The sequence below is a fragment of the Streptomyces sp. ADI95-16 genome, from assembly GCF_003721495.1.
GTDB lineage: Bacteria > Actinomycetota > Actinomycetes > Streptomycetales > Streptomycetaceae > Streptomyces > Streptomyces goshikiensis.
Genome location: NZ_CP033581.1, coordinates 3,891,265 through 3,907,981, shown reverse-complemented (window position 1 = coordinate 3,907,981; position 16,717 = coordinate 3,891,265). Strand labels below are relative to the sequence as shown.

At 71.2% G+C, this 16,717-nt stretch carries 20 protein-coding genes; 5 read left to right on the top strand and 15 right to left on the bottom strand.

Translation table 11 applies throughout. The annotated features are described in order from the left end of the window. Positions 1-15: 15 nt before the first annotated feature. The 7 genes from traA to EES41_RS17075 all read right to left on the bottom strand — a co-directional run bounded on the left by traA (position 16) and on the right by EES41_RS17075 (position 4,391). The gene (gene traA, locus EES41_RS17105) at positions 16-612 is read right to left on the bottom strand and encodes a plasmid transfer protein TraA (RefSeq protein ID WP_123079359.1); all 597 of its coding nucleotides are present in this window, start codon (positions 610-612) and stop codon (positions 16-18) included. A 14-nt stretch (positions 613-626) separates the two neighbouring features. Then, on the bottom strand, positions 627-1,019 hold the full coding sequence (locus tag EES41_RS17100; protein ID WP_123079357.1) for a DUF3307 domain-containing protein: 393 nt from the start codon (positions 1,017-1,019) through the stop codon (positions 627-629). Positions 1,020-1,035: 16 nt separating this feature from the next. Continuing rightward, positions 1,036-1,371: an RRQRL motif-containing zinc-binding protein gene (locus EES41_RS17095; protein WP_123079355.1), complete on the bottom strand. Its 336-nt coding sequence runs from the start codon at positions 1,369-1,371 to the stop codon at positions 1,036-1,038. Then, on the bottom strand, positions 1,368-2,399 hold the full coding sequence (locus EES41_RS17090; protein WP_123079353.1) for a DUF2637 domain-containing protein: 1,032 nt from the start codon (positions 2,397-2,399) through the stop codon (positions 1,368-1,370). Before EES41_RS17090 ends, EES41_RS17095 begins: the two co-directional genes overlap by 4 nt. Beyond that, a complete protein-coding gene (locus EES41_RS17085) occupies positions 2,396-2,722 on the bottom strand; it encodes a DUF6303 family protein (RefSeq protein WP_123079351.1) in 327 nt (108 codons plus the stop codon). The genes EES41_RS17090 and EES41_RS17085 overlap by 4 nt, the downstream gene beginning before the upstream one ends. Then, entirely contained in the window at positions 2,719-2,988 is a 270-nt protein-coding gene (locus EES41_RS17080; protein WP_123079349.1) for a DUF6284 family protein, read from the bottom strand. Before EES41_RS17080 ends, EES41_RS17085 begins: the two co-directional genes overlap by 4 nt. Positions 2,989-3,593: 605 nt before the next feature. Then, positions 3,594-4,391 (bottom strand): GntR family transcriptional regulator, encoded by a 798-nt coding sequence (locus tag EES41_RS17075; RefSeq protein ID WP_123079347.1) that lies wholly within the window; start codon positions 4,389-4,391, stop codon positions 3,594-3,596. Between the two features lie 29 nt (positions 4,392-4,420). Between EES41_RS17075 and EES41_RS17070 the strand changes: the two genes are divergently transcribed. Beyond that, positions 4,421-4,864 (top strand): NUDIX domain-containing protein, encoded by a 444-nt coding sequence (locus EES41_RS17070; protein WP_254211476.1) that lies wholly within the window; start codon positions 4,421-4,423, stop codon positions 4,862-4,864. A 114-nt stretch (positions 4,865-4,978) separates the two neighbouring features. Here the strand turns inward: EES41_RS17070 and EES41_RS41450 are convergent, their stop codons facing one another. The 3 genes from EES41_RS41450 to EES41_RS17060 all read right to left on the bottom strand — a co-directional run bounded on the left by EES41_RS41450 (position 4,979) and on the right by EES41_RS17060 (position 8,935). Continuing rightward, entirely contained in the window at positions 4,979-6,100 is a 1,122-nt protein-coding gene (locus EES41_RS41450) for a DUF5677 domain-containing protein (RefSeq protein WP_164495866.1), read from the bottom strand. A 363-nt stretch (positions 6,101-6,463) separates the two neighbouring features. Beyond that, the gene (locus EES41_RS17065) at positions 6,464-7,843 is read right to left on the bottom strand and encodes an FAD-binding oxidoreductase (protein ID WP_123079343.1); all 1,380 of its coding nucleotides are present in this window, start codon (positions 7,841-7,843) and stop codon (positions 6,464-6,466) included. 99 nt (positions 7,844-7,942) lie between these two features. Then, a complete protein-coding gene (locus EES41_RS17060) occupies positions 7,943-8,935 on the bottom strand; it encodes a zinc-binding dehydrogenase (RefSeq protein WP_123082529.1) in 993 nt (330 codons plus the stop codon). A gap of 105 nt (positions 8,936-9,040) precedes the next feature. Between EES41_RS17060 and EES41_RS17055 the strand changes: the two genes are divergently transcribed. After that, the gene (locus tag EES41_RS17055; protein ID WP_123082528.1) at positions 9,041-9,715 is read left to right on the top strand and encodes a pentapeptide repeat-containing protein; all 675 of its coding nucleotides are present in this window, start codon (positions 9,041-9,043) and stop codon (positions 9,713-9,715) included. Positions 9,716-9,773: 58 nt separating this feature from the next. Here the strand turns inward: EES41_RS17055 and EES41_RS17050 are convergent, their stop codons facing one another. From EES41_RS17050 to EES41_RS17040, 3 genes are all read right to left on the bottom strand, one after another. Beyond that, on the bottom strand, positions 9,774-10,277 hold the full coding sequence (locus EES41_RS17050) for a hypothetical protein (RefSeq protein ID WP_037797822.1): 504 nt from the start codon (positions 10,275-10,277) through the stop codon (positions 9,774-9,776). A 485-nt stretch (positions 10,278-10,762) separates the two neighbouring features. Beyond that, positions 10,763-11,383, bottom strand: coding sequence for a response regulator transcription factor (locus tag EES41_RS17045; RefSeq protein WP_037797821.1), 621 nt, complete (start codon positions 11,381-11,383; stop codon positions 10,763-10,765). Then, positions 11,380-12,549: a sensor histidine kinase gene (locus EES41_RS17040; RefSeq protein WP_037797819.1), complete on the bottom strand. Its 1,170-nt coding sequence runs from the start codon at positions 12,547-12,549 to the stop codon at positions 11,380-11,382. Before EES41_RS17040 ends, EES41_RS17045 begins: the two co-directional genes overlap by 4 nt. 273 nt (positions 12,550-12,822) lie before the next feature. Between EES41_RS17040 and EES41_RS17035 the strand changes: the two genes are divergently transcribed. Both EES41_RS17035 and EES41_RS17030 read left to right on the top strand, forming a co-directional pair. Next, complete coding sequence (locus EES41_RS17035) at positions 12,823-13,380, top strand: heme-binding protein (protein WP_123079339.1); 558 nt, start codon at positions 12,823-12,825, stop codon at positions 13,378-13,380. A gap of 94 nt (positions 13,381-13,474) precedes the next feature. Next, positions 13,475-14,905 (top strand): M1 family metallopeptidase, encoded by a 1,431-nt coding sequence (locus EES41_RS17030; protein ID WP_254211475.1) that lies wholly within the window; start codon positions 13,475-13,477, stop codon positions 14,903-14,905. 59 nt (positions 14,906-14,964) lie between these two features. Here EES41_RS17030 and EES41_RS17025 read toward each other — a convergent pair whose 3' ends face one another. After that, the gene (locus tag EES41_RS17025) at positions 14,965-15,474 is read right to left on the bottom strand and encodes an N-acetyltransferase (RefSeq protein WP_123079337.1); all 510 of its coding nucleotides are present in this window, start codon (positions 15,472-15,474) and stop codon (positions 14,965-14,967) included. 59 nt (positions 15,475-15,533) lie between these two features. Continuing rightward, positions 15,534-16,109, bottom strand: coding sequence for a TerD family protein (locus tag EES41_RS17020; protein WP_008743624.1), 576 nt, complete (start codon positions 16,107-16,109; stop codon positions 15,534-15,536). A gap of 147 nt (positions 16,110-16,256) precedes the next feature. Here EES41_RS17020 and arfB point away from each other — a divergent pair, with 147 nt between their 5' ends. Continuing rightward, the gene (gene arfB, locus EES41_RS17015) at positions 16,257-16,682 is read left to right on the top strand and encodes an alternative ribosome rescue aminoacyl-tRNA hydrolase ArfB (RefSeq protein WP_008743623.1); all 426 of its coding nucleotides are present in this window, start codon (positions 16,257-16,259) and stop codon (positions 16,680-16,682) included. Positions 16,683-16,717 lie beyond the last annotated feature (35 nt).

Here is a 16,717-nt window from a genome sequence, read left to right as displayed (position 1 = left end):
CTGTCTGGCGTTGGCTCACTGCTGGCCCCAGTTCATGCGCGGCTGAGCGGCGGGGCGGGCGCGGTGGCGGTGGGTGTTCAGCTCGCCCTCGAACTCCTGCTGGAACTGGGCGTAGCAGGCGGCGGCGAGCTTGGCGGCGTTGCGCAGTTCGTCGGCGGCCCGCTGCATCTTCCGGGAGACCTTGAACGCGCGGATCTTCGCTCCGCCCATCCGGCCCTCGGGGTCGGGGACGGTGCCGAGTACGGCCTTGAGGATCTCCGCTCCCATCGCGACCTCGAAGCTGAGCATCACGGCGGCGGCCCGGAGGGTGTTGCAGTAGTTGCGGATCTGCGCGGGGCTGCTGAACTCCGGAGCCGGAAGCAGGCCCTGAGTACCGTTGGCGGCGGTGTGCTTCGGCATCTTGTTGCCGTTGTTGATCGTCAGGTTGATCGGGGGGACGAAGCTTCCGCCCATCGCGCCGACGAATCCTCCGGCCGCGGCACCGACGCCGCTGGCGAACTTGTCACCCTTGCTCGCCCCGCCCTGGCGGGGCGGCGGCGTGAACGGGCGGTCCGCCTGCTCCCGCCTGAAGTCGTTGACCCGACGGCTACTGCTGTTGCTGTTGCTTGCCATGGTGATCCCCTTTTTCAGGCAGAGAGGGTGAGCGCGGCGAGGGTCAGGACGAGGATGTGGGCGGTCTGGTCGACGTGCGCGGCGCCGCCGGTGGCGGCCCATTTGGGCTGGCGGGCGATGCGCATCCATGCGGCGACGGGCCAGCGGCGGTCGATGAACGCGTGGGTGGCACCGATCCACAACACGGCCAGAGCGGCCGGCCTGAACGGCAGATCCCAGCCCAGCGCGGCCGACCCGACCGTGAGGAGAAGCCCGCAGATCAGCACGTGGGTGGCGGCGTGGGCGAGGTTGGCCGTCCAGCCTTCCCGCCCGCACCCCGCCTTGTGGGTGGCCTGGTGGTCGGTCTGGAACGGGTAGTCAGCCAGCAGATGACCGACGTAGAGCAGCACGAAGAGCGAGGCGAACACGGCGGTGTCCTTCCGGTCAGGAAGACGACGAGGGAGTGTCGGCGCAGGCCACGCACATGCCGAGGGCGGCCGGGATGACGTATCCGGCGTCGCGGCGGCAGGCGGGGCAGGTACGGCGGGCCGCGTTCGCCTTGGCGAGGGCGGCGGCCCGGCGGACGGTCATCGGCCGGACGGGCTTCGCCCGCTCAACCAGATACAGGTAGGCGACCAGCGGACCCCGCCGCCGGCGAGGCCGCTCCAACTGGGCCACGACCTCCTGGCCGCCGGGCCGAAGCCCAGCGGCACGAAGCTGACGGCGGGTGGCCATGCCGTCGGGGGCCAGGCGCCACCGGTAGACCGGGACGGTGTTCACCGGCCCAGGGCCGGAGCGGGGGCGATGGCGTCGCGGTGTTCCTGGTAGCGGGCGGAGGCCCAGCCGACGGACCAGCCGGTCAGCTCGGCGGCGACCCGGACGGCGAGGCCGGCCGTGAACGCGGACTGCACGACCGCGCGGGCCCGGTCCTCGGGGAGCTTCTCCGGGGGCGGGCCGGAGGCCAGCAGCTCGGCGCGTTCACGCTCGATGCGCTCCTGTTCACGAGCTTGTTCACGGCGTTCACGCTCGGCCTGCTCGGCGCGCTCCCTGCGTTCCCGCTCGGCCTCCTGCCGGGCCTCCAAGTCGCGCTGTTGCGCGGCCTGGCGTTCAAGGCGTTCACGCTCGGCCTGTGCCTGTTCACGCTCGCGTTCACGGCGTTCACGGGACTCCCGCTCGGCAGCAGCGGCGGCCTCGGCGCGGTCCCGTTCCTCACGGCGGATCCGCTCCTGACGCTCGGCCTCCTCGCGAATGAGCCGGGCCTCATGTTCACGCTGTTCACGAGCGACGGCCGCCTCATGGTCGCGGCGTTCACGGGCCCGCCGCTCGCGGGCATCCTCCCGATCCTGAGCGGCCTTCTCGCGTGCCTTCCGGTCTGCCCGGGCCCGCTCCTCCAGCCCCTGCACGGCGGCGGTGATGGCCCGCCGGTAGGCGAGCCCGGCCTCCGCCGTCACGATCAGGAGAAGCGGCGCCACCGAGTGGATCGCGACCCCGACCAGGTCCCCGACCAGGGCGGACGCGCCGATGTTGAGGGCCAGGGTCATGGCACCGGTCATCCACCGCAGGGCGACCGGCCAGGGGCCGCCGTGCCCGCCAAGGCGGGCCAGGACGGAATCGAGACGGACCACGATCACGACCGCCGCGTCCACGACGAGCGGCAGGATCGGCGCCGTCCACCGCCAGGCGGCGGCAGTGTGCGCGGCCATCAGCGGCGTGACGGTGAGGACGGAGTAGAGCATCGCCCCGCCCACGATCAGCCACGTACCCACGGCCAGCGCGCGTTCCGCTGAACCGACGTGAACGCTGTTCATGCCGCCCCGCCTTCCAGCGGACGGACCTTGACCGCACCCAGCAGAAGAACCCGTACCGGGTGGGGGTGGTACTCGGGGCCGGTGTGCTCCGTCCACTCCCACTCGGCGTCCTCGGCGAGCGTGAACCCGAGGCAGGCCAGAGCCGTCTGGCGGGCCTCCATGGTCGGGATCTCGGGGGAGGTGGGCCAGGTGAAGGTGGGCCACTTGACGACCAGACCGGTCTGGGCCACGTACAGCTGCCAGCACGGGCCGGCCGTCCGCTCCGGGGCGGTGGTACCGCAACAGCGCAGCGACAGCTGCGCGCGGAAGATCTGCTTGCTCATGCCGCATCCCCCGGCATAGCGGTGTCGGCGGCGCGGTTGGCCAGGCACCGGCGGGCGGCGAGGACGCGGTTGCGGGCCCGGCGGATCCGGCGGGCGTCGAACTCCGACGCCGGCCGGTCCAGCTGGGCGATCAGGGCGTCGAGGAGGTCGCGCTCCGCCAGGATCAGCGGCAACTCGACCTCGATCGCCCCCAGCTCCGCGTCCGACGGCTCCAAACCGTCCGACCACGAGGTAACGATGCTCTGAAGTGCAGCGATGGACTTCACGGGTCTTGCTCCTTCTAGAGAGGAACGGGACTCAGCAGCCCTCGGCGCGGGAACGCCGGGGGCTGCACTGTGTTGGAGGTGGAGCGGGAGGTACTCGGCTCCCTGCAACCCCGTCCGTACGACCCGGGGGCCGGACGGACGGAGGAGGCAACCGGCCGCAGCGCGTAGCTGCGGCCTAGCAGCCGCAAAGCACCGGCTATCCCGGTGCGCTGACGCGGCGGCTCAGGGGATGACGCGAAGGGCGTTCCCGCCCACGCCGGTCAAGCGCGGCCGAGGCCCGAATTCTTGAGCGGATCACTGTTTCCTCCTACGTCTCCAGCTGGGATGAAGCACTGCAAGGGGGACCAAGTCCCCACCCTCCGGCCGTTGCTCGCGGTCGCCGGGCCACCTCGCCAGTACGGGCCGTAGCCCTGTTCCACCTGGCCTTCAGCGGGATTGCAGCGTCCCCGCCTTCTACTGCCGAACAGCCCCGAGGGGCCTCACGGCTCCTGGAGTCATGCACTCCTGTGCAGGAGTGCATGACATGAGAGTGCTGTACTCATGTAGAGGAGTCAACCCGTCGGCTGACGTGTCGTCGTGTGAGGTGGCTTGAATGTGGCGCTCCGTCAGTCTCCAGCAGGGATGCGGTACTCCAGAACGAACTGTTCAGCACTCATGAGCGTGTCGCAGACCTCGACCACTCGACCTGACTCAATTTGAGCGTCCCGCGTGAGGTGGATGACAGGCGCCCCGGGGCTGAGGCTCAGTGCGCTCTGCTCTTCCTTGCTGGCCAGGCGAACACGGACCGTCTCCCGGAACTCTTTCAGCAGGTCGCCGCGCTCCTCGATGCGGGCGTAGATCCCACCTGGTCCCGGGTTCTCTTCCCTGAGTAGTGGGATGCTCTCCGCCAGGTCCCAGGGGAGATACGACGTCGCTTCTTCGGTGGGGATGCCGTCGCTGTAGTACAGCCGGCGACGCGCCAGGACCCTGGCTCCGGAGTCCAGCCCGAGCCGGGCGGCCACCTCTGTGGGGGCTTCAACTTGACCGACGAAGAGAACACGGACGCTGGGCTTGGAGCCCGCCTGCTCGGCCTCGGCCAGGTATGCGGCCTTGCCAGCCTTCCTGTGCGACCTGCGGAAGCGGTCGCTGGACTTTCGCTGAACCGGCGGGGCCTTGCGGACAAACGAGCCACGGCCATGGTGCGTCTCAACCAGGCCGCGCACGCGCAGCTCAGTCATGGCCTTGCGAACGGTTCCCTGAGCGACCGAGTACCGGTCCATGAGGTCGGCCTCGCTAGGCACCTTCTCTCCGGGGCGGAGTTTGGCCTCGGGGTCCCCCACGGCTTCCTGAATCTGCTGGCTGAGGTCGTCGGCGATCTGGAGGTAGCGCGGGCGGCCTGCGTCACGTGCTGGCGAGAAGGGCATACTCTGCTGATTCTCCTAGACTCATGTATATGACTAACGCTACCGCTGCGAGGCCGCTGCACTCCGTCTCGGTTGCTGGAATCGTCGTCCGGGAGGACGGGCGTGTCCTCGTGATCCAGCGTGCGGACAACGGCGCTTGGGAGCCGCCCGGCGGCATCCTCGAACGGGATGAGCGTCCTGAAGAGGGCGTACTGCGGGAGGTCGCCGAGGAGACCGGGATCGCAGTCGAGGTGGAGCGACTCACCGGGGTCTACAAGAACTTGACGCTGGGCGTTATCGCTCTGGTCTTCCGGTGTCGGCCTGTTGGAGGGGTGGAACGGCTGTCGGATGAGTCGACCGCGATCCACTGGCTAACGCCCGACGAGGTCGAGGGTGCAATGAGGGAGGTCTTCGCGGTTCGCGTTGCTGACGCCCTGGACGGCGAGGCGCCGCACGTCCGGTCGCATGACGGAGTTCGGATGCTCACAGCCTAAGGCAGGATTTCGGAGCAACTCCGCTCCATGTATGTGCGGGACCCGGTGTGCAGGGAACAGGCCGAATGTGGGCAGTGCTGCCGCAGGTTCCCAAATGCTGCGGGCCTGCTTCCTTTACAGGGTTTTGCGGAGAGAGGCGCGAACCTCCAGTTCAGCCTCCCCGATCTCCCTAGCCACCTTGAGGAACAGTTCTCCTGCGCGTGTCCGTAGCTCATCGAGAGCATAGAGGATCGCCAATGTTGTTAGGTCTGTGCTGTCGCGTGCGCCCTTAACCAGGAGCATCACTGTAATCTGATGTACAGAATTCAGCGCCATTGATGCAGGTTCGGCAAGTCCAGCGTTTGTTTTGCCTGCTCGCCACGCCGTGTCTCCCATGAATTCATGCCTGTTTAGGAAGATGCCGCGTGAACCGGCGTGAACTTCGTTGCTCGCTAGCTTATAGTAGCCCCTCATATGGCCCATTCGGACCTTGCTTTCGAGGCCTGCAATATTAGCGTCCGGGCAGTATTCTTTCGCCCACCCATATTCCTTTTGGAATTCCCGTCCGTATTTGGTGATGACGGACTGGAATCGATCCTCCAGTTCATCCATATAATCCTGGTCCAGGGGTTTCATCCCTAGGCGGATGTGGTCTTCCTGGTATCGAATCGCGCTTCGTCGGGCGTCGATCACTTCATGTTCCAGATACCTCACTGCCAGGTTTGCGTGAGTGGGGTCGTTCGTGGAATCGGCTAGGGCGCCTGCGACGACAGCCAATTCGTGCAAGGTTCTAGCACGAGCTAGGGCGCCTTCAGGGTACCCGTTGCAAAGAAGCGCGTACACCTCTCCAGCTACTCTGCACCCCTTGGCGTGGAGACCCACCAGGGCAAATCTGGTTGCCTGCTCATTTTCGTCAAGCGAAGTGTTCGAATCTACCTCCTGTGCTGCGCCTGCTTCTAGCGCGCATGCGGTAGAAATGATGTACGCCTCAAACGCCTTTCGATATCGGCGATTGAGGCGCTTGTTGAATCCTCGATCGGTACGGTTGTTGATTCTGAAGGATTTTCGATCGCGAGTTATTGAGGCGCATATCTGCGCTCCCACTTTTGCGGCGAAAGGTGCAATCGATTCGGAGGAGATTTCTTTGATGCGATCCTCATCACTCTCATCGACGTTCGAGTCGTGTAGTGCTTGCACTACGTAGCTTTCGAATTTTTCCTCAATGCTGGATTTTTCACGTCGAGTGAACAGTCGCATCAGGCATCTCCCATACAGTGAAGGCTAGGGTAGATGTCGGTGGCCTTTTTGTCCCGTGATTTGCAAAGCAGTGGCATTGAAGGCGCGGTGGGTCGACACCGATCGCGCCAGTCGACTCCGCGCGCGGTCTCAGTGGTGGTCTCAGACGGCCCTCGATCCGGGGATGTCCGTAGGGAGCTGTCGAAGATGCCGATGCCCTCCAATCAGGCACGACAGTAGGCAAACAGGCATGGACGGACGTCTGAGGAACGGGATCGGACAACTTGTAATGCGTAGGTCGTCGGTTCGAATCCGACAGGGGGCTCCGCGCGCCAAGGCCCCGGACCGTTGCGGTCCGGGGCCTTCGTCGTGTCCGGAGGGGGGTCAGTGGCGGCCCGAGACGCGGTCGGCCAGGCGGGCCAGGGGGGTTGTGGTCGGGGTGTGGGTGGCCGTTTCGTGGCGGTCCGCTTCGCGGTAGGCGGCGTAGAGGGCCTGGACGCCGAGCCAGCGGAAGGGTTCCGGCTCCCAGCGGCGGACGCGGTGGTTGACCCACGGGAGGGTGGTCAGGTCCGTCCGCTCGCCCAGGACCAGGTCGCGCAGGGTGCGGGCCGCGAGGTTCGAGGTGGCGACGCCGGAGCCGACGTAGCCGCCGGCCCAGCCGAGGCCCGTGGTGGCGTCCAGGGTGACGGTGGCGCACCAGTCGCGGGGGACGCCGAGGACGCCCGACCAGGCGTGGGTGATCTCCGTACCGGCGAGGACCGGGAAGAAGGAGGTCAGCAGCGCCGTGAGCGAGGTGATGGTGCGTTCTTGGGTGGTGCCGTCGTTGTCGGTGCGCGAGCCGTAGCGGTACGGGACGCCGCGGCCGCCGATCGCGATGCGGTTGTCGGCGGTGCGCTGGGCGTACATGTAGGCGTGGGCCATGTCGCCGAGGGTGGCGGCGTCGGACCAGTTGAGGGCCTCCCAGGTGGACTCCGGGATCGGGGCCGTCACGATCATCGAGGAGTTCATCGGGAGCCAGGCGCGCTTGTGCCCCTTGAGGGCCGCGGTGAAGCCCTCCGTACAGCGCAGGACGTACGGGGCGCGGACCGTGCCGTACGGGGTGATCGCGCGGCGCGGGGCGATCTCGGTGACGGGGGTGTTCTCGTGGAGGACCACGCCCAGGCGCTCGCAGGCGGCGGCGAGGCCCTTGACGAGCTTGAGGGGGTGGATGCGGGCGCCGTGCGGGGTCCAGGAGGAGCCGACGGCGTCGGCGACGCCGATGCGCCGGTGGGTCTCGGTGGCGTCGAAGAGCTCGCGGTCGCTCTCGCCGAAGGCGAGCTCGGCGGCGTGGAAGGCTTTGAGGCGGCTGAGCTGGGCCGGGGTGCGGGCGACTTCGAGGACGCCGCCGCGGTGGATGTCGGCGTCGATGCCCTCCTTGGCGGCGGTGTCGATGACCTCGGTGACGGTCTCGTTCATGGCGCGCTGGAGGCGGAGCGCGGCCTGGTGGCCGTGGAGGGCGGCGTAGCGGTCGCGCCCGGCGATGCCGTTGTAGAGCCAGCCGCCGTTGCGGCCGGAGGCGCCGTAGCCGCAGAACTTCTGCTCCAGGACGGTGACGCGGAGGTCGGGGGCGGCGGCCTTCAGGTAGTAGGCGGTCCACAGGCCGGTGTAGCCGCCGCCGACGATGACGACGTCGGCGGTGGTGTCGCCGGTGAGGGGCGGGCGGGGTGGCCGGGTGGCGGTGGGGTCGGTCGCGTACCAGAAGGAGGTGCCGCCGTTGATCGTCATGGGGGTTTGGTACACGGGGTTCCGCGGGGGTGTCCATGTGCGCGGTGCCGGGTTTCGGGGCGAGATCGCAGGCCTTCTGGCTGATGCGGCGGGGGTGGGTCAGGGGTGCAGGATGACCTTGCCGGTGGTGCCGCGGGTTTCCAGGGCGTGGTGGGCGGCGGCGGCTTCGGACAGGGGGTAGCGCTGGAGGGCCGGGCGGAGGCGGCCGGCGGCGGCTTCGGCGAGGGCGCGGGTTTCGAGGAGGCGCAGGGGGTCGTCGCCGCCGGCGCGCTGGAGCATGACCGGGCCGAGGACGCCCTGGGTGGTGATGCCGCGGGCGGTGAGGTCGGCGCGTTCGGCGTCGGTGAGGGTGAGCGGGCCGTCGGACCAGCCGAAGACGAGGTGGCGGGCGCCGGGGGCGAGGAGGCCGAGGGCGGCGCGGGCGGCGGGGCCGCCGACGGAGTCGAAGAGGACGGTGGCGCCGTCGGGGTGGTGGGCGCGGACGGTGTCGGGCCAGCCGGGCTCGGTGTAGTCGACGGCGAGGTCGGCGCCGCCCGCGGCGGCGCGGGCGGTTTTGTCGGGGCCGCCGGCGAGGGCGATGACGGTGGCTCCGGCGTTCTTGGCGTACTGGACGAGCAGGGTGCCGATGCCGCCGGCGGCGGCGGGGACGAGGGCCGTGGAGGCGGGGCCGAGGTCGGCGAACTGGAGGATCCCGAGGGCGGTGCGGCCGGTGCCGATCATGGCGACGGCCCGGGCGGGGTCGAGGCCGGGCGGGATGGGGTGGAGGCGCTGGGCGTCGGCGACGGCGTACTCGGCGTAGCCGCCGGGGGCGAAGCCGAGGTGGACGACGACGGGGCGGCCGAGCCAGGCGGGATCGGTGCCGGGGCCGAGGGCGTCGACGGTGCCGGCGACCTCGCGGCCGGGGATCGTGGGGAGTTCGGGGAGCGGGGCGGGCGGGCCCTGGACGCCTCGGCGGAGGGTGGTGTCGAGGAGGTGGACCCCGGCGGCGGCGACGGCGATGCGGACCTGACCGGGGGCGGGGACGGGGCGGGGGACGCGCTCGTAGGAGAGGTTCTCGGCGGGGCCGAAGGCGTGGAGGCGGACGGCGTTCATGGCGGGGGCGTTCGCGGGGGCGGTCATGGGGTCAGGGTGTGACCTCAAGTGGACTTGAGGTCAAGGTCCGGCCGTGTTGTCAGTGGGGTGGGTCACGATGGGGAGATGGTGCGAAAAGGGCAGGCGCAGACGGTTAAGGCGGCGCGGCGGGCGGAGGTGCGGCTGCCGGAGCTGGTCGCGTGGGAGGGCGGCGAGCTGGAGCCGGACGGGGATTACGACGGGCTGGAGTTCGCCGACCTGGACCTGGCCGGGCAGGACGGGGCGGGGGCCCGGTTCATGGACTGCGCGGTACGGCGCTGCGCGCTGGACGAGGCGGGGCTGGCGAAGGCGCGGTTCCTGGACGCGGTGCTGGAGGGGGTCCGGGGGGTGGGGACGGACCTGTCCGGGGCGTCGTTCCGGGACGTGGAGCTGGTGGAGGCCCGGCTCGGCGGGGTGCAGCTGCACGGGGCGGCGCTGGAGCGGGTGGTGGTGCGCGGAGGGAAGATCGACTACCTGAACCTGCGGACGGCGCGGCTCAAGGACGTGGTCTTCGAGGAGTGCGTGCTGGTGGAGCCGGACTTCGGGGGTGCGGTGCTGGAGCGGGTGGAGTTCAGAGGCTGCGCGCTGCGGGGGGCGGACTTCACGGGGGTGCGGATGGCGGACGTGGACCTGCGGGGGGCCGTGGAGCTGGACATCGCGCGGGGTGTGGACGCGCTGGCCGGAGCGGTGATCAGCCCGGGGCAGCTGTTCGACCTGGCACCGGCGTTGGCGGCGCAGATGGGAGTGCGGGTGGTGGGGTAGGGGGTGCGATTCCGCTGCGCGGGCGGGCGGGCGGTCTTGGCGGTGCCCCGGTGCCCCGTTACGCCGGGACGCGGGGGAAGCGGGCCTGGAGGGTCCAGATGACGGGGTTGTCGGCGAGGCCGTCGTGCATGTCGACGAGGTCGGCGATGACGTCGTGCAGGAAGTCGCGGGCCTCGCGGCGCAGGAGGCGGTGGCTGAAGGTCAGCGGGTCCTCCTCGGGCGGCATCCAGTCGGCCTCGATGTCGACCCAGCCGAAGCGGCGCTCGAAGAGCATGCGGTCGGTGGACTCGGTGAAGTCGAGCTCCGCGTACTGGCGGTTGGAGGAGCGGCTGCCGCGGGGGTCCTGGTCGAGCTGCTCGACGATGTCGCAGAGCGCCCAGGCGAAGTCGAGTACGGGGACCCATCCCCAGGCTGTGGACACTTCCCGGTCCGCGTTGGTGTCGGCGAGGTAGACGTCCCCGCAGAACAGGTCGTGGCGCAGGGTGTGGACGTCCGCCGAGCGGTAGTCGGTCTGCGGGGGGTCGGGGAAGCGCCGGGAGAGGGAGTAGCCGATGTCGAGCACGCCTTGATGGTGTCACGCCGGTCCGCTGCGCGGTGCCGGTGCCCTCCCCGGGGCCTCAGCGCCGGCGGGCTGGACCTTCGGGGCTCCGCCCCTGGCCCCGGGGTGGCGTCCGGGCCGGCGGGGGGTGGCCCCTGCCGGGGCCCGGGGCTCAAACGCCGGCGGGGCTGGATGGGGTGGGCGTTGGTGGGGGTGCGGCCCCCGGCCCCGGGTGGCGGCCGGGCTGGCGGGGGTGGCCCCTGCCGGGGCCCGGGGCTCCGCCCCGGGACCCCGCGCCTCAAACGCCGGCGGGGCTGGATGGGCGGGCGTTGGTGGGGGTGCGCGGGCCGGGCTGGGCGGGCAAGGCGGGGCTCCGCCCCGGGACCCCGCGCCTCAAACGCCGGCGGGGCTGGGTGGGCGGGCGTTGGTGGGGATGCGTGGGCCGGTGGGGCTGCGCCCGGGCGGCCCCCGGTCGGTGGCCGGGCCGGGCTGGGCGGGGCGGTGGTGGGTTAGGGGAGGAGGCGTTGTTCTTTGGCTACGGAGACCGCGCCCGCGCGGGTGTCTACGCCGAGCTTGTCGTAGATGCGGCCCAGGTGGGTTTTGACCGTGGCCTCGCTGATGAAGAGGGCGCGGGCGATGTCGCGGTTGCCGAGGCCGCGGGCCAGTTGGCCGAGGATGTCGAGTTCGCGGTCGGTGAGGGTGGGGCGGCTGCCGCGCATGTGGGCCATGACGCGGCTGGCGACGGGTGGGGAGAGGGTGGTGCGGCCGGCGGCGGCCGAGTGGATCGCAGCGAAGAGCTCCTCGGGGCGTTCCGCCTTGAGGAGGTATCCGGTCGCGCCCGCGCCGATGGCCCGGGTGATGTCCGCGTCGGTGTCGTAGGTGGTCAGGACCAGGACGTGCGGCGGGGCGGGGAGGGCCGTGATGCGGCGGGTGGCTTCGACGCCGTCGATGCCCTCGCCCAGCTGGAGGTCCATCAGGACGACGTCGGGTCGGAGTTTCGCGGCCAGCGCCACGGCCTCCTCGCCGCTGCCGGCCTCGCCGAGGACCTCGATGTCCGGTTCGCTGCCCAGCAGGGCCAGCAGGCCGGCGCGGACGACCACGTGGTCGTCGCAGAGCAGGATCGTCGTCATCCGGTGGGCTCCAGGGGGATCGAGGCGGAGAGGACGGTGCCCTCGCCCGGGGTGGATTCGATCGTCAGGGTGCCGCCGAGCTGGCTGACGCGGGCGCGCATCGCGGGGAGGCCGTGGCCGCGGTCGTCGGCGGAGCCGCGGGCGTCTTCGGTGAAGCCGTGGCCGTCGTCCGCGACGTCCAGGACGACCTGGTCGCCGAGGAAGCTCAGGGTGAGCGCGGCGGTGCGGGCGCCGGAGTGCTCGCGGACGTTGGCCAGCGCGCCCTGCGCTATCCGCAGCAGCGTGGACTGGACGCGGTCCGGGAGCGGGGCGGGCGTGCCTTCGAGGTGGAAGCGGACCTCGGTGTGCGGGCCGGCGTCGAGGGTGCGCAGCGCGTCGGCGAGGCCGGCGCCGCCCGCCAGCTCCGGCGGCGCCAGGTCGTGGACGAGGCGGCGCGCCTCCGCGAGGCCCCGCGCGGCGATGTCGTTGGCGGTGCGGACGTGCGCGCGGGCGGTGGCGGGGTCGCTGTCCCAGGTGCGGTCGGCGGCCTGGAGCAGCATCTGCTGGCTGGACAGGTGCTGGGCCAGGGTGTCGTGGATCTCCATGGACAGCCGCTGGCGTTCGGCGAGGGTGCCTTCGCGCCGTTCGGTGGCGGCGAGTTCGCGACGGGTCCGGATCAGGTCGTCGATGAGGTCCCGCTGGGCCTGCGCCTGGCGCTCCATGTGGACGAGGACGGCGGTCGCGAGGGCCGCGACCGCCGGCGGGGCCAGCAGCAGGTTCGGGTCGAAGGCGGTGGCGAGCTGGAGCTGGGCGGTGACGACGAAGACGGTGAGGAGGGCGACGAGGACGATCGCGGCCCGCGGGGGCAGGGTGCGCAGCGCGGTGTAGAAGAGCGGTACGGCGCACCAGGCGAAGCTGGGGGCGAGGACGACGAGGACCACCCAGGTCGCGACGACCAGCCCGAGCCAGAGCAGCCGCCGCAGGGTCGGCGCGGCGCCGAGGGCGGGGCCGAGGACGTACAGCAGGGCCAGCGTGATGCTGAGGGCGATGATCCACGGGGTGCGGGGCTCGCCGGGGTGGCGCAGCAGGAAGCGGGCCAGGGACGCGCCGAGGAGCAGGAAGAACGCGGTGTGCGTGACGGCGGCCAGCGCGCGGGTGTCGGACTTCGCGGCGGGCACTGCTGGCACGGCGGGCTCCCGGGGTGGTGGTGCTTGCGCCTCCCATCCTGCCTGGACGGGGGCGACGGCGCTGACCAGCCAATCCGTACGGGCACCCGGTCCGCATCGACCGATCGGCTGACCCCGGGGTCAACCGGTGCGGTGGCCGTCGCGAGCCGGTACGGGGACGGGCGCGGGCGGGTCCCGGCCACAGGCTTGGAGCAGCAGAAAAGAGCAGCAAGCAAGAGCAGTACCCCGGCAACAAGAGCCCCCGGCACCGCGCCGACGTTCTCAGGAGCAGACATGCAGACCCGCACCCGCGTTCTCACCGGTACCGCCCTCGCCCTCGCGCTCGGCGCCGGGACCTTCGGCGCCGTCAGCGCCAGCGCGAGCGCGAGCACCGCGCCCACCGCGCGGGCCGAGTCCGCGCCCGCCGCCCCGGCGAAGGACAAGAACTTCACCACCTCGACCCACCTCACCATCGACGCCGCCTCCCGCGCCGCCCGGGCAGCGCTGGACGCCGCCGAGAAGGAGGGCCAGAAGGTGACCGTCGCGGTGGTGGACCGGAACGGCAACACGCTCGTCACCCTGCGCGGCGACGGCGCGGGCCCGCAGTCCTACGAGTCGGCGGAGCGCAAGGCCTTCACCGCCGTGTCCTGGAACGCCCCGACCTCGGTGCTCGCCGGCCGCCTCGCCCAGGCCCCGAACCTGAAGGACATCCCCGGCACCCTCTTCCTCGCCGGCGGCGCCCCGGTGCAGGCTTCCGGCGCCCCGGTCGCGGGCATCGGCGTGGCCGGCGCCCCGAGCGGTGACCTGGACGAGAAGTTCGCGAAGGCCGGCGTCGACTCCCTCGCCAAGTAGCCGGTAGCCGGTAGCCGGTAGCCAGTGGTCGGGCAAGGCCGGATCGCGCCGCCGTCACCGGTCCGCGATGCCCGCCCCGCATAGGATCGAGGGCGTGGAACACCGCGCTCTGCCCCGCCTCGCCGCCTCTGCCGCCGCCGCCCTGATCGCCCTCACCACGGGGTGTACGGGCGCCACCGTGCAGGGGCGGCCGGGTGCGTCGGGGCTTCGGGACCCGTACTTCCCGAAGGCCGGGAACGGCGGCTACCAGGTCGAGCACTACGACCTGGACCTCGACTACGACCCCGCCGACGGGCAGCTGGACGGGACGGCCGTCATCACCGCCCGCGCCACGCAGGGGCTCAGCTCCTTCAACCTGGACCTCAGCGGGCTCCGCGTGGAGGGCGTCACCGTCGAGGGGGCCGGGGCCCGGTTCAACCGGTCCGGCAACGAGCTGACGGTGCGCCCGGCCGAGGACCTGAAGAAGGGCGAGGTCTTCCGTACGGAGGTCGACTACACCGGCAAGCCGAAGGCGGTCACCGACCCGGACGGCTCCCAGGAGGGCTGGATCCGCACGGACGACGGGGCGGCGGGCGCGGCCGGGGCCGTCGGGGTCGGTGAGCCGGTCGGTTCGATGGCCTGGTTCCCCGGCAACCACCACCCGAGCGACAAGGCCACGTACGACATCAAGCTGACCGTCCCCAAGGGCTACGAGGCCGTATCCAACGGCGAGTTGACCTCCCGCACCGACACCGGTGACGGGCAGACGGAGTTCGTGTGGCACAGCGCCGAACCGATGGCGAGCTACCTGGCGACCGCCGCGATCGGGAAGTTCAAGGTGACGACGGGGAAGACGCCCTCCGGGGTCGCCGTCTACAACGCGGTGTCGCCCGGCGAGGAGGCGCGCAGCGCGCCCCGGCTGGCGCGAGTGCCGGAGATCGTGGAGTGGGGCGGCGGGCGGTTCGGCCCGTACCCGTTCTCCACGACCGGGGCGATCGTGGTGCCGGCCGAGACCCTGGCGTACGCGCTGGAGACGCAGACCAGGCCCGTCTTCTCCGGTGCGCCCTCCGAGGACGCGCTGGTGGTGCACGAGCTCGCCCACCAGTGGTTCGGCAACGCGGTGTCGCCGAAGTCGTGGAAGGACATGTGGCTCAACGAGGGCTTCGCGACGTACGCGGAGTGGCTGTGGAGCGAGGACCACGGCGGGCCGACGGCGCAGCAGCACTTCGACGCGCTCCTCGCCGGTGACACGGCGGTCGACGGCGAGGCCGGCTCGGACTGGTCGGCTTTCCCGCCGGCCGCGCCGCCCGGGCCGGAGCAGCTCTCCGAGAGCCCGGTCTACCTCCGGGGCGCGATGGTCCTGCAGCGGATCCGCCAGGAGGTGGGCGACGAGAAGTTCTTCGCCCTGCTGCGCGGCTGGGTCGCCGACCACAAGTACGGGAACGCGAGCACGGCCGACTTCACCGCCTACGCGGAGAAGAAGACGGGGCACGACCTGAAGAAGGTCTGGGACGTCTGGCTGTACGGGGAGGCGCGGCCCCGCTAGCGCCGGCGGAGTCGTCCGGCCGGTCGCCGGTCGCCGGTCGCCGGTCGTTCCGGCCGGTTTCAGAGGGCCTTGCGCAGGACGGTGCAGGGCCGCTTGAGCTCGCGGTCCTCGCCGTGGCGCAGCACGGTGTACCCCTGGGCCCGCCAGAACGCGAGGGCGCGCGGGTTGTTGTCGAGTACGGCGATGCGTACGCCGTCGCGTCCGGCGGCGCGGAAGCGCTCCTCGACGAGGGCGGCGACGGCAGCGCCGTGGCCCTGGCGGTGCGCGGTGGCGTCGATGAGCAGCAGGCCGATCCACGGGTCCGGATCGTCGGCGGCGGGGTGGTGCGCGAGGGTGACGGCGAGGCCGGTCAGGCGGCCGGCGGAGCGGGCCAGGAGGATCTCGGCGCCGTCGTGGGCGAGTTCGTCGGCGAGGGCCGTGGCGACCTGCCGGGCGGTGATCCGGTGGGGGTCGGGGAAATCACCGCTGAGCTCGAAGAACGCGTGGTTGGTCGCGTAGAGCGCGGCGATTTCGGTGAGGACCGGGCCCGGGAGGGCGCCGTCCGCGGGGACGAGCGGCTGCAGGATCACCCGCGAACGGTAGCGAAGCCCCCCTCCCGGTGGGGGGAGGGGGCTTCACCACCGGCGGATCAGACGTTGACGCCGAAGTCCTGCGCGATGCCCGTCAGGCCCGAGGCGTAGCCCTGGCCGACTGCGCGGAACTTCCACTCCGCGCCGTTGCGGTAGAGCTCGCCGAAGACCATGGCGGTCTCGGTCGCGGCGTCCTCGGAGAGGTCGTAGCGGGCGATCTCGCCGCCGCCGGCCTGGTTCACGACGCGGATGTACGCGTTGCGGACCTGGCCGAAGTTCTGGCTGCGGGACTCGGCGTCGTAGATCGACACCGGGAAGACGATCTTGTCCACGTCGGCGGGCAGGCCGGCGAGGTTGACCTTGATGGCCTCGTCGTCGCCGGCGCCCTCGCCGGTGCGGTTGTCACCGGTGTGGACGATGGTGCCGTCCGGCGTGCTCTTGTTGTTGAAGAACACGAAGTGGCCGTCGGAGACGACCTTGCCGGTCGCGTTGACCGCGATGGCGGAGGCGTCCAGGTCGAAGTCGACGCCGGTGGTCGTGCGGGTGTCCCAGCCGAGGCCGACCGTGACGGCGCTGAGGCCGGGGGCCTCCTTGGAAAGCGAGACGTTGCCGCCCTTGGACAGGCTTACTGCCATTTTGACTGGTGTCCCTTCCTCGTCGCATGACCGCGAGATGTGGCCAAGTTACCGCTGTCCTTCATAACGCGGGGAGGGGGTCGCCGGGTTCCGGCGCTCCGGAAATGCGCGTGACGGGGGGCCGGGCGGGGGCCGATCATAGGGGGTATGCCTGGTCCCTATGTCATCCGCGGTTCCGTCGTGCTCCCCGAGGGGGAGCTCGCCTGGCGGTTCTCGCGTTCCTCCGGGCCGGGTGGGCAGCACGTGAACACCTCGGACTCGCGGGTGGAGCTGCTGTTCGACGTCGCCGCGACGAAGGCGCTGCCGGAGGTGTGGAAGGAACGGGCGCTGGAGCGGCTGGCGTCCCGCCTGGTGGACGGGGTGCTGACGGTCCGGGCGTCCGAGCACCGGTCGCAGTTCCGCAACCGGGAGATGGCCGCCGTCCGCCTGGCGGCGCTGCTGGCGGAGGCCACTGCTCCGCCGCCGAAGGCCCGCAGGGCCACGAAGATCCCGCGCGGGATCAATGAGCGCCGGCTCCGGGAGAAGAAGGCCCGGGGCGAGACCAAGCGGGGCCGCACCGGCCGGGACTGGTAGCGGCGGGGACCGGCGGCCGGGGCTGGCGGCCGGTT

Bases quoted from the DNA above. Each gene is read 5' to 3' on its own strand.
- traA (WP_123079359.1), bottom strand. From the start codon at position 612: ATGGCAAGCAACAGCAACAGCAGTAGCCGTCGGGTCAACGACTTCAGG.
- EES41_RS17090 (WP_123079353.1), bottom strand. From the start codon at position 2,399: ATGAACAGCGTTCACGTCGGTTCAGCGGAACGCGCGCTGGCCGTGGGT.
- EES41_RS17085 (WP_123079351.1), bottom strand. From the start codon at position 2,722: ATGAGCAAGCAGATCTTCCGCGCGCAGCTGTCGCTGCGCTGTTGCGGT.
- EES41_RS17075 (WP_123079347.1), bottom strand. From the start codon at position 4,391: ATGCCCTTCTCGCCAGCACGTGACGCAGGCCGCCCGCGCTACCTCCAG.
- EES41_RS17070 (WP_254211476.1), top strand. From the start codon at position 4,421: ATGACTAACGCTACCGCTGCGAGGCCGCTGCACTCCGTCTCGGTTGCT.
- EES41_RS41450 (WP_164495866.1), bottom strand. From the start codon at position 6,100: ATGCGACTGTTCACTCGACGTGAAAAATCCAGCATTGAGGAAAAATTC.
- EES41_RS17065 (WP_123079343.1), bottom strand. From the start codon at position 7,843: ATGACGATCAACGGCGGCACCTCCTTCTGGTACGCGACCGACCCCACC.
- EES41_RS17060 (WP_123082529.1), bottom strand. From the start codon at position 8,935: ATGAACGCCGTCCGCCTCCACGCCTTCGGCCCCGCCGAGAACCTCTCC.
- EES41_RS17055 (WP_123082528.1), top strand. From the start codon at position 9,041: ATGGTGCGAAAAGGGCAGGCGCAGACGGTTAAGGCGGCGCGGCGGGCG.
- EES41_RS17045 (WP_037797821.1), bottom strand. From the start codon at position 11,383: ATGACGACGATCCTGCTCTGCGACGACCACGTGGTCGTCCGCGCCGGC.
- EES41_RS17035 (WP_123079339.1), top strand. From the start codon at position 12,823: ATGCAGACCCGCACCCGCGTTCTCACCGGTACCGCCCTCGCCCTCGCG.
- EES41_RS17020 (WP_008743624.1), bottom strand. From the start codon at position 16,109: ATGGCAGTAAGCCTGTCCAAGGGCGGCAACGTCTCGCTTTCCAAGGAG.
- arfB (WP_008743623.1), top strand. From the start codon at position 16,257: ATGCCTGGTCCCTATGTCATCCGCGGTTCCGTCGTGCTCCCCGAGGGG.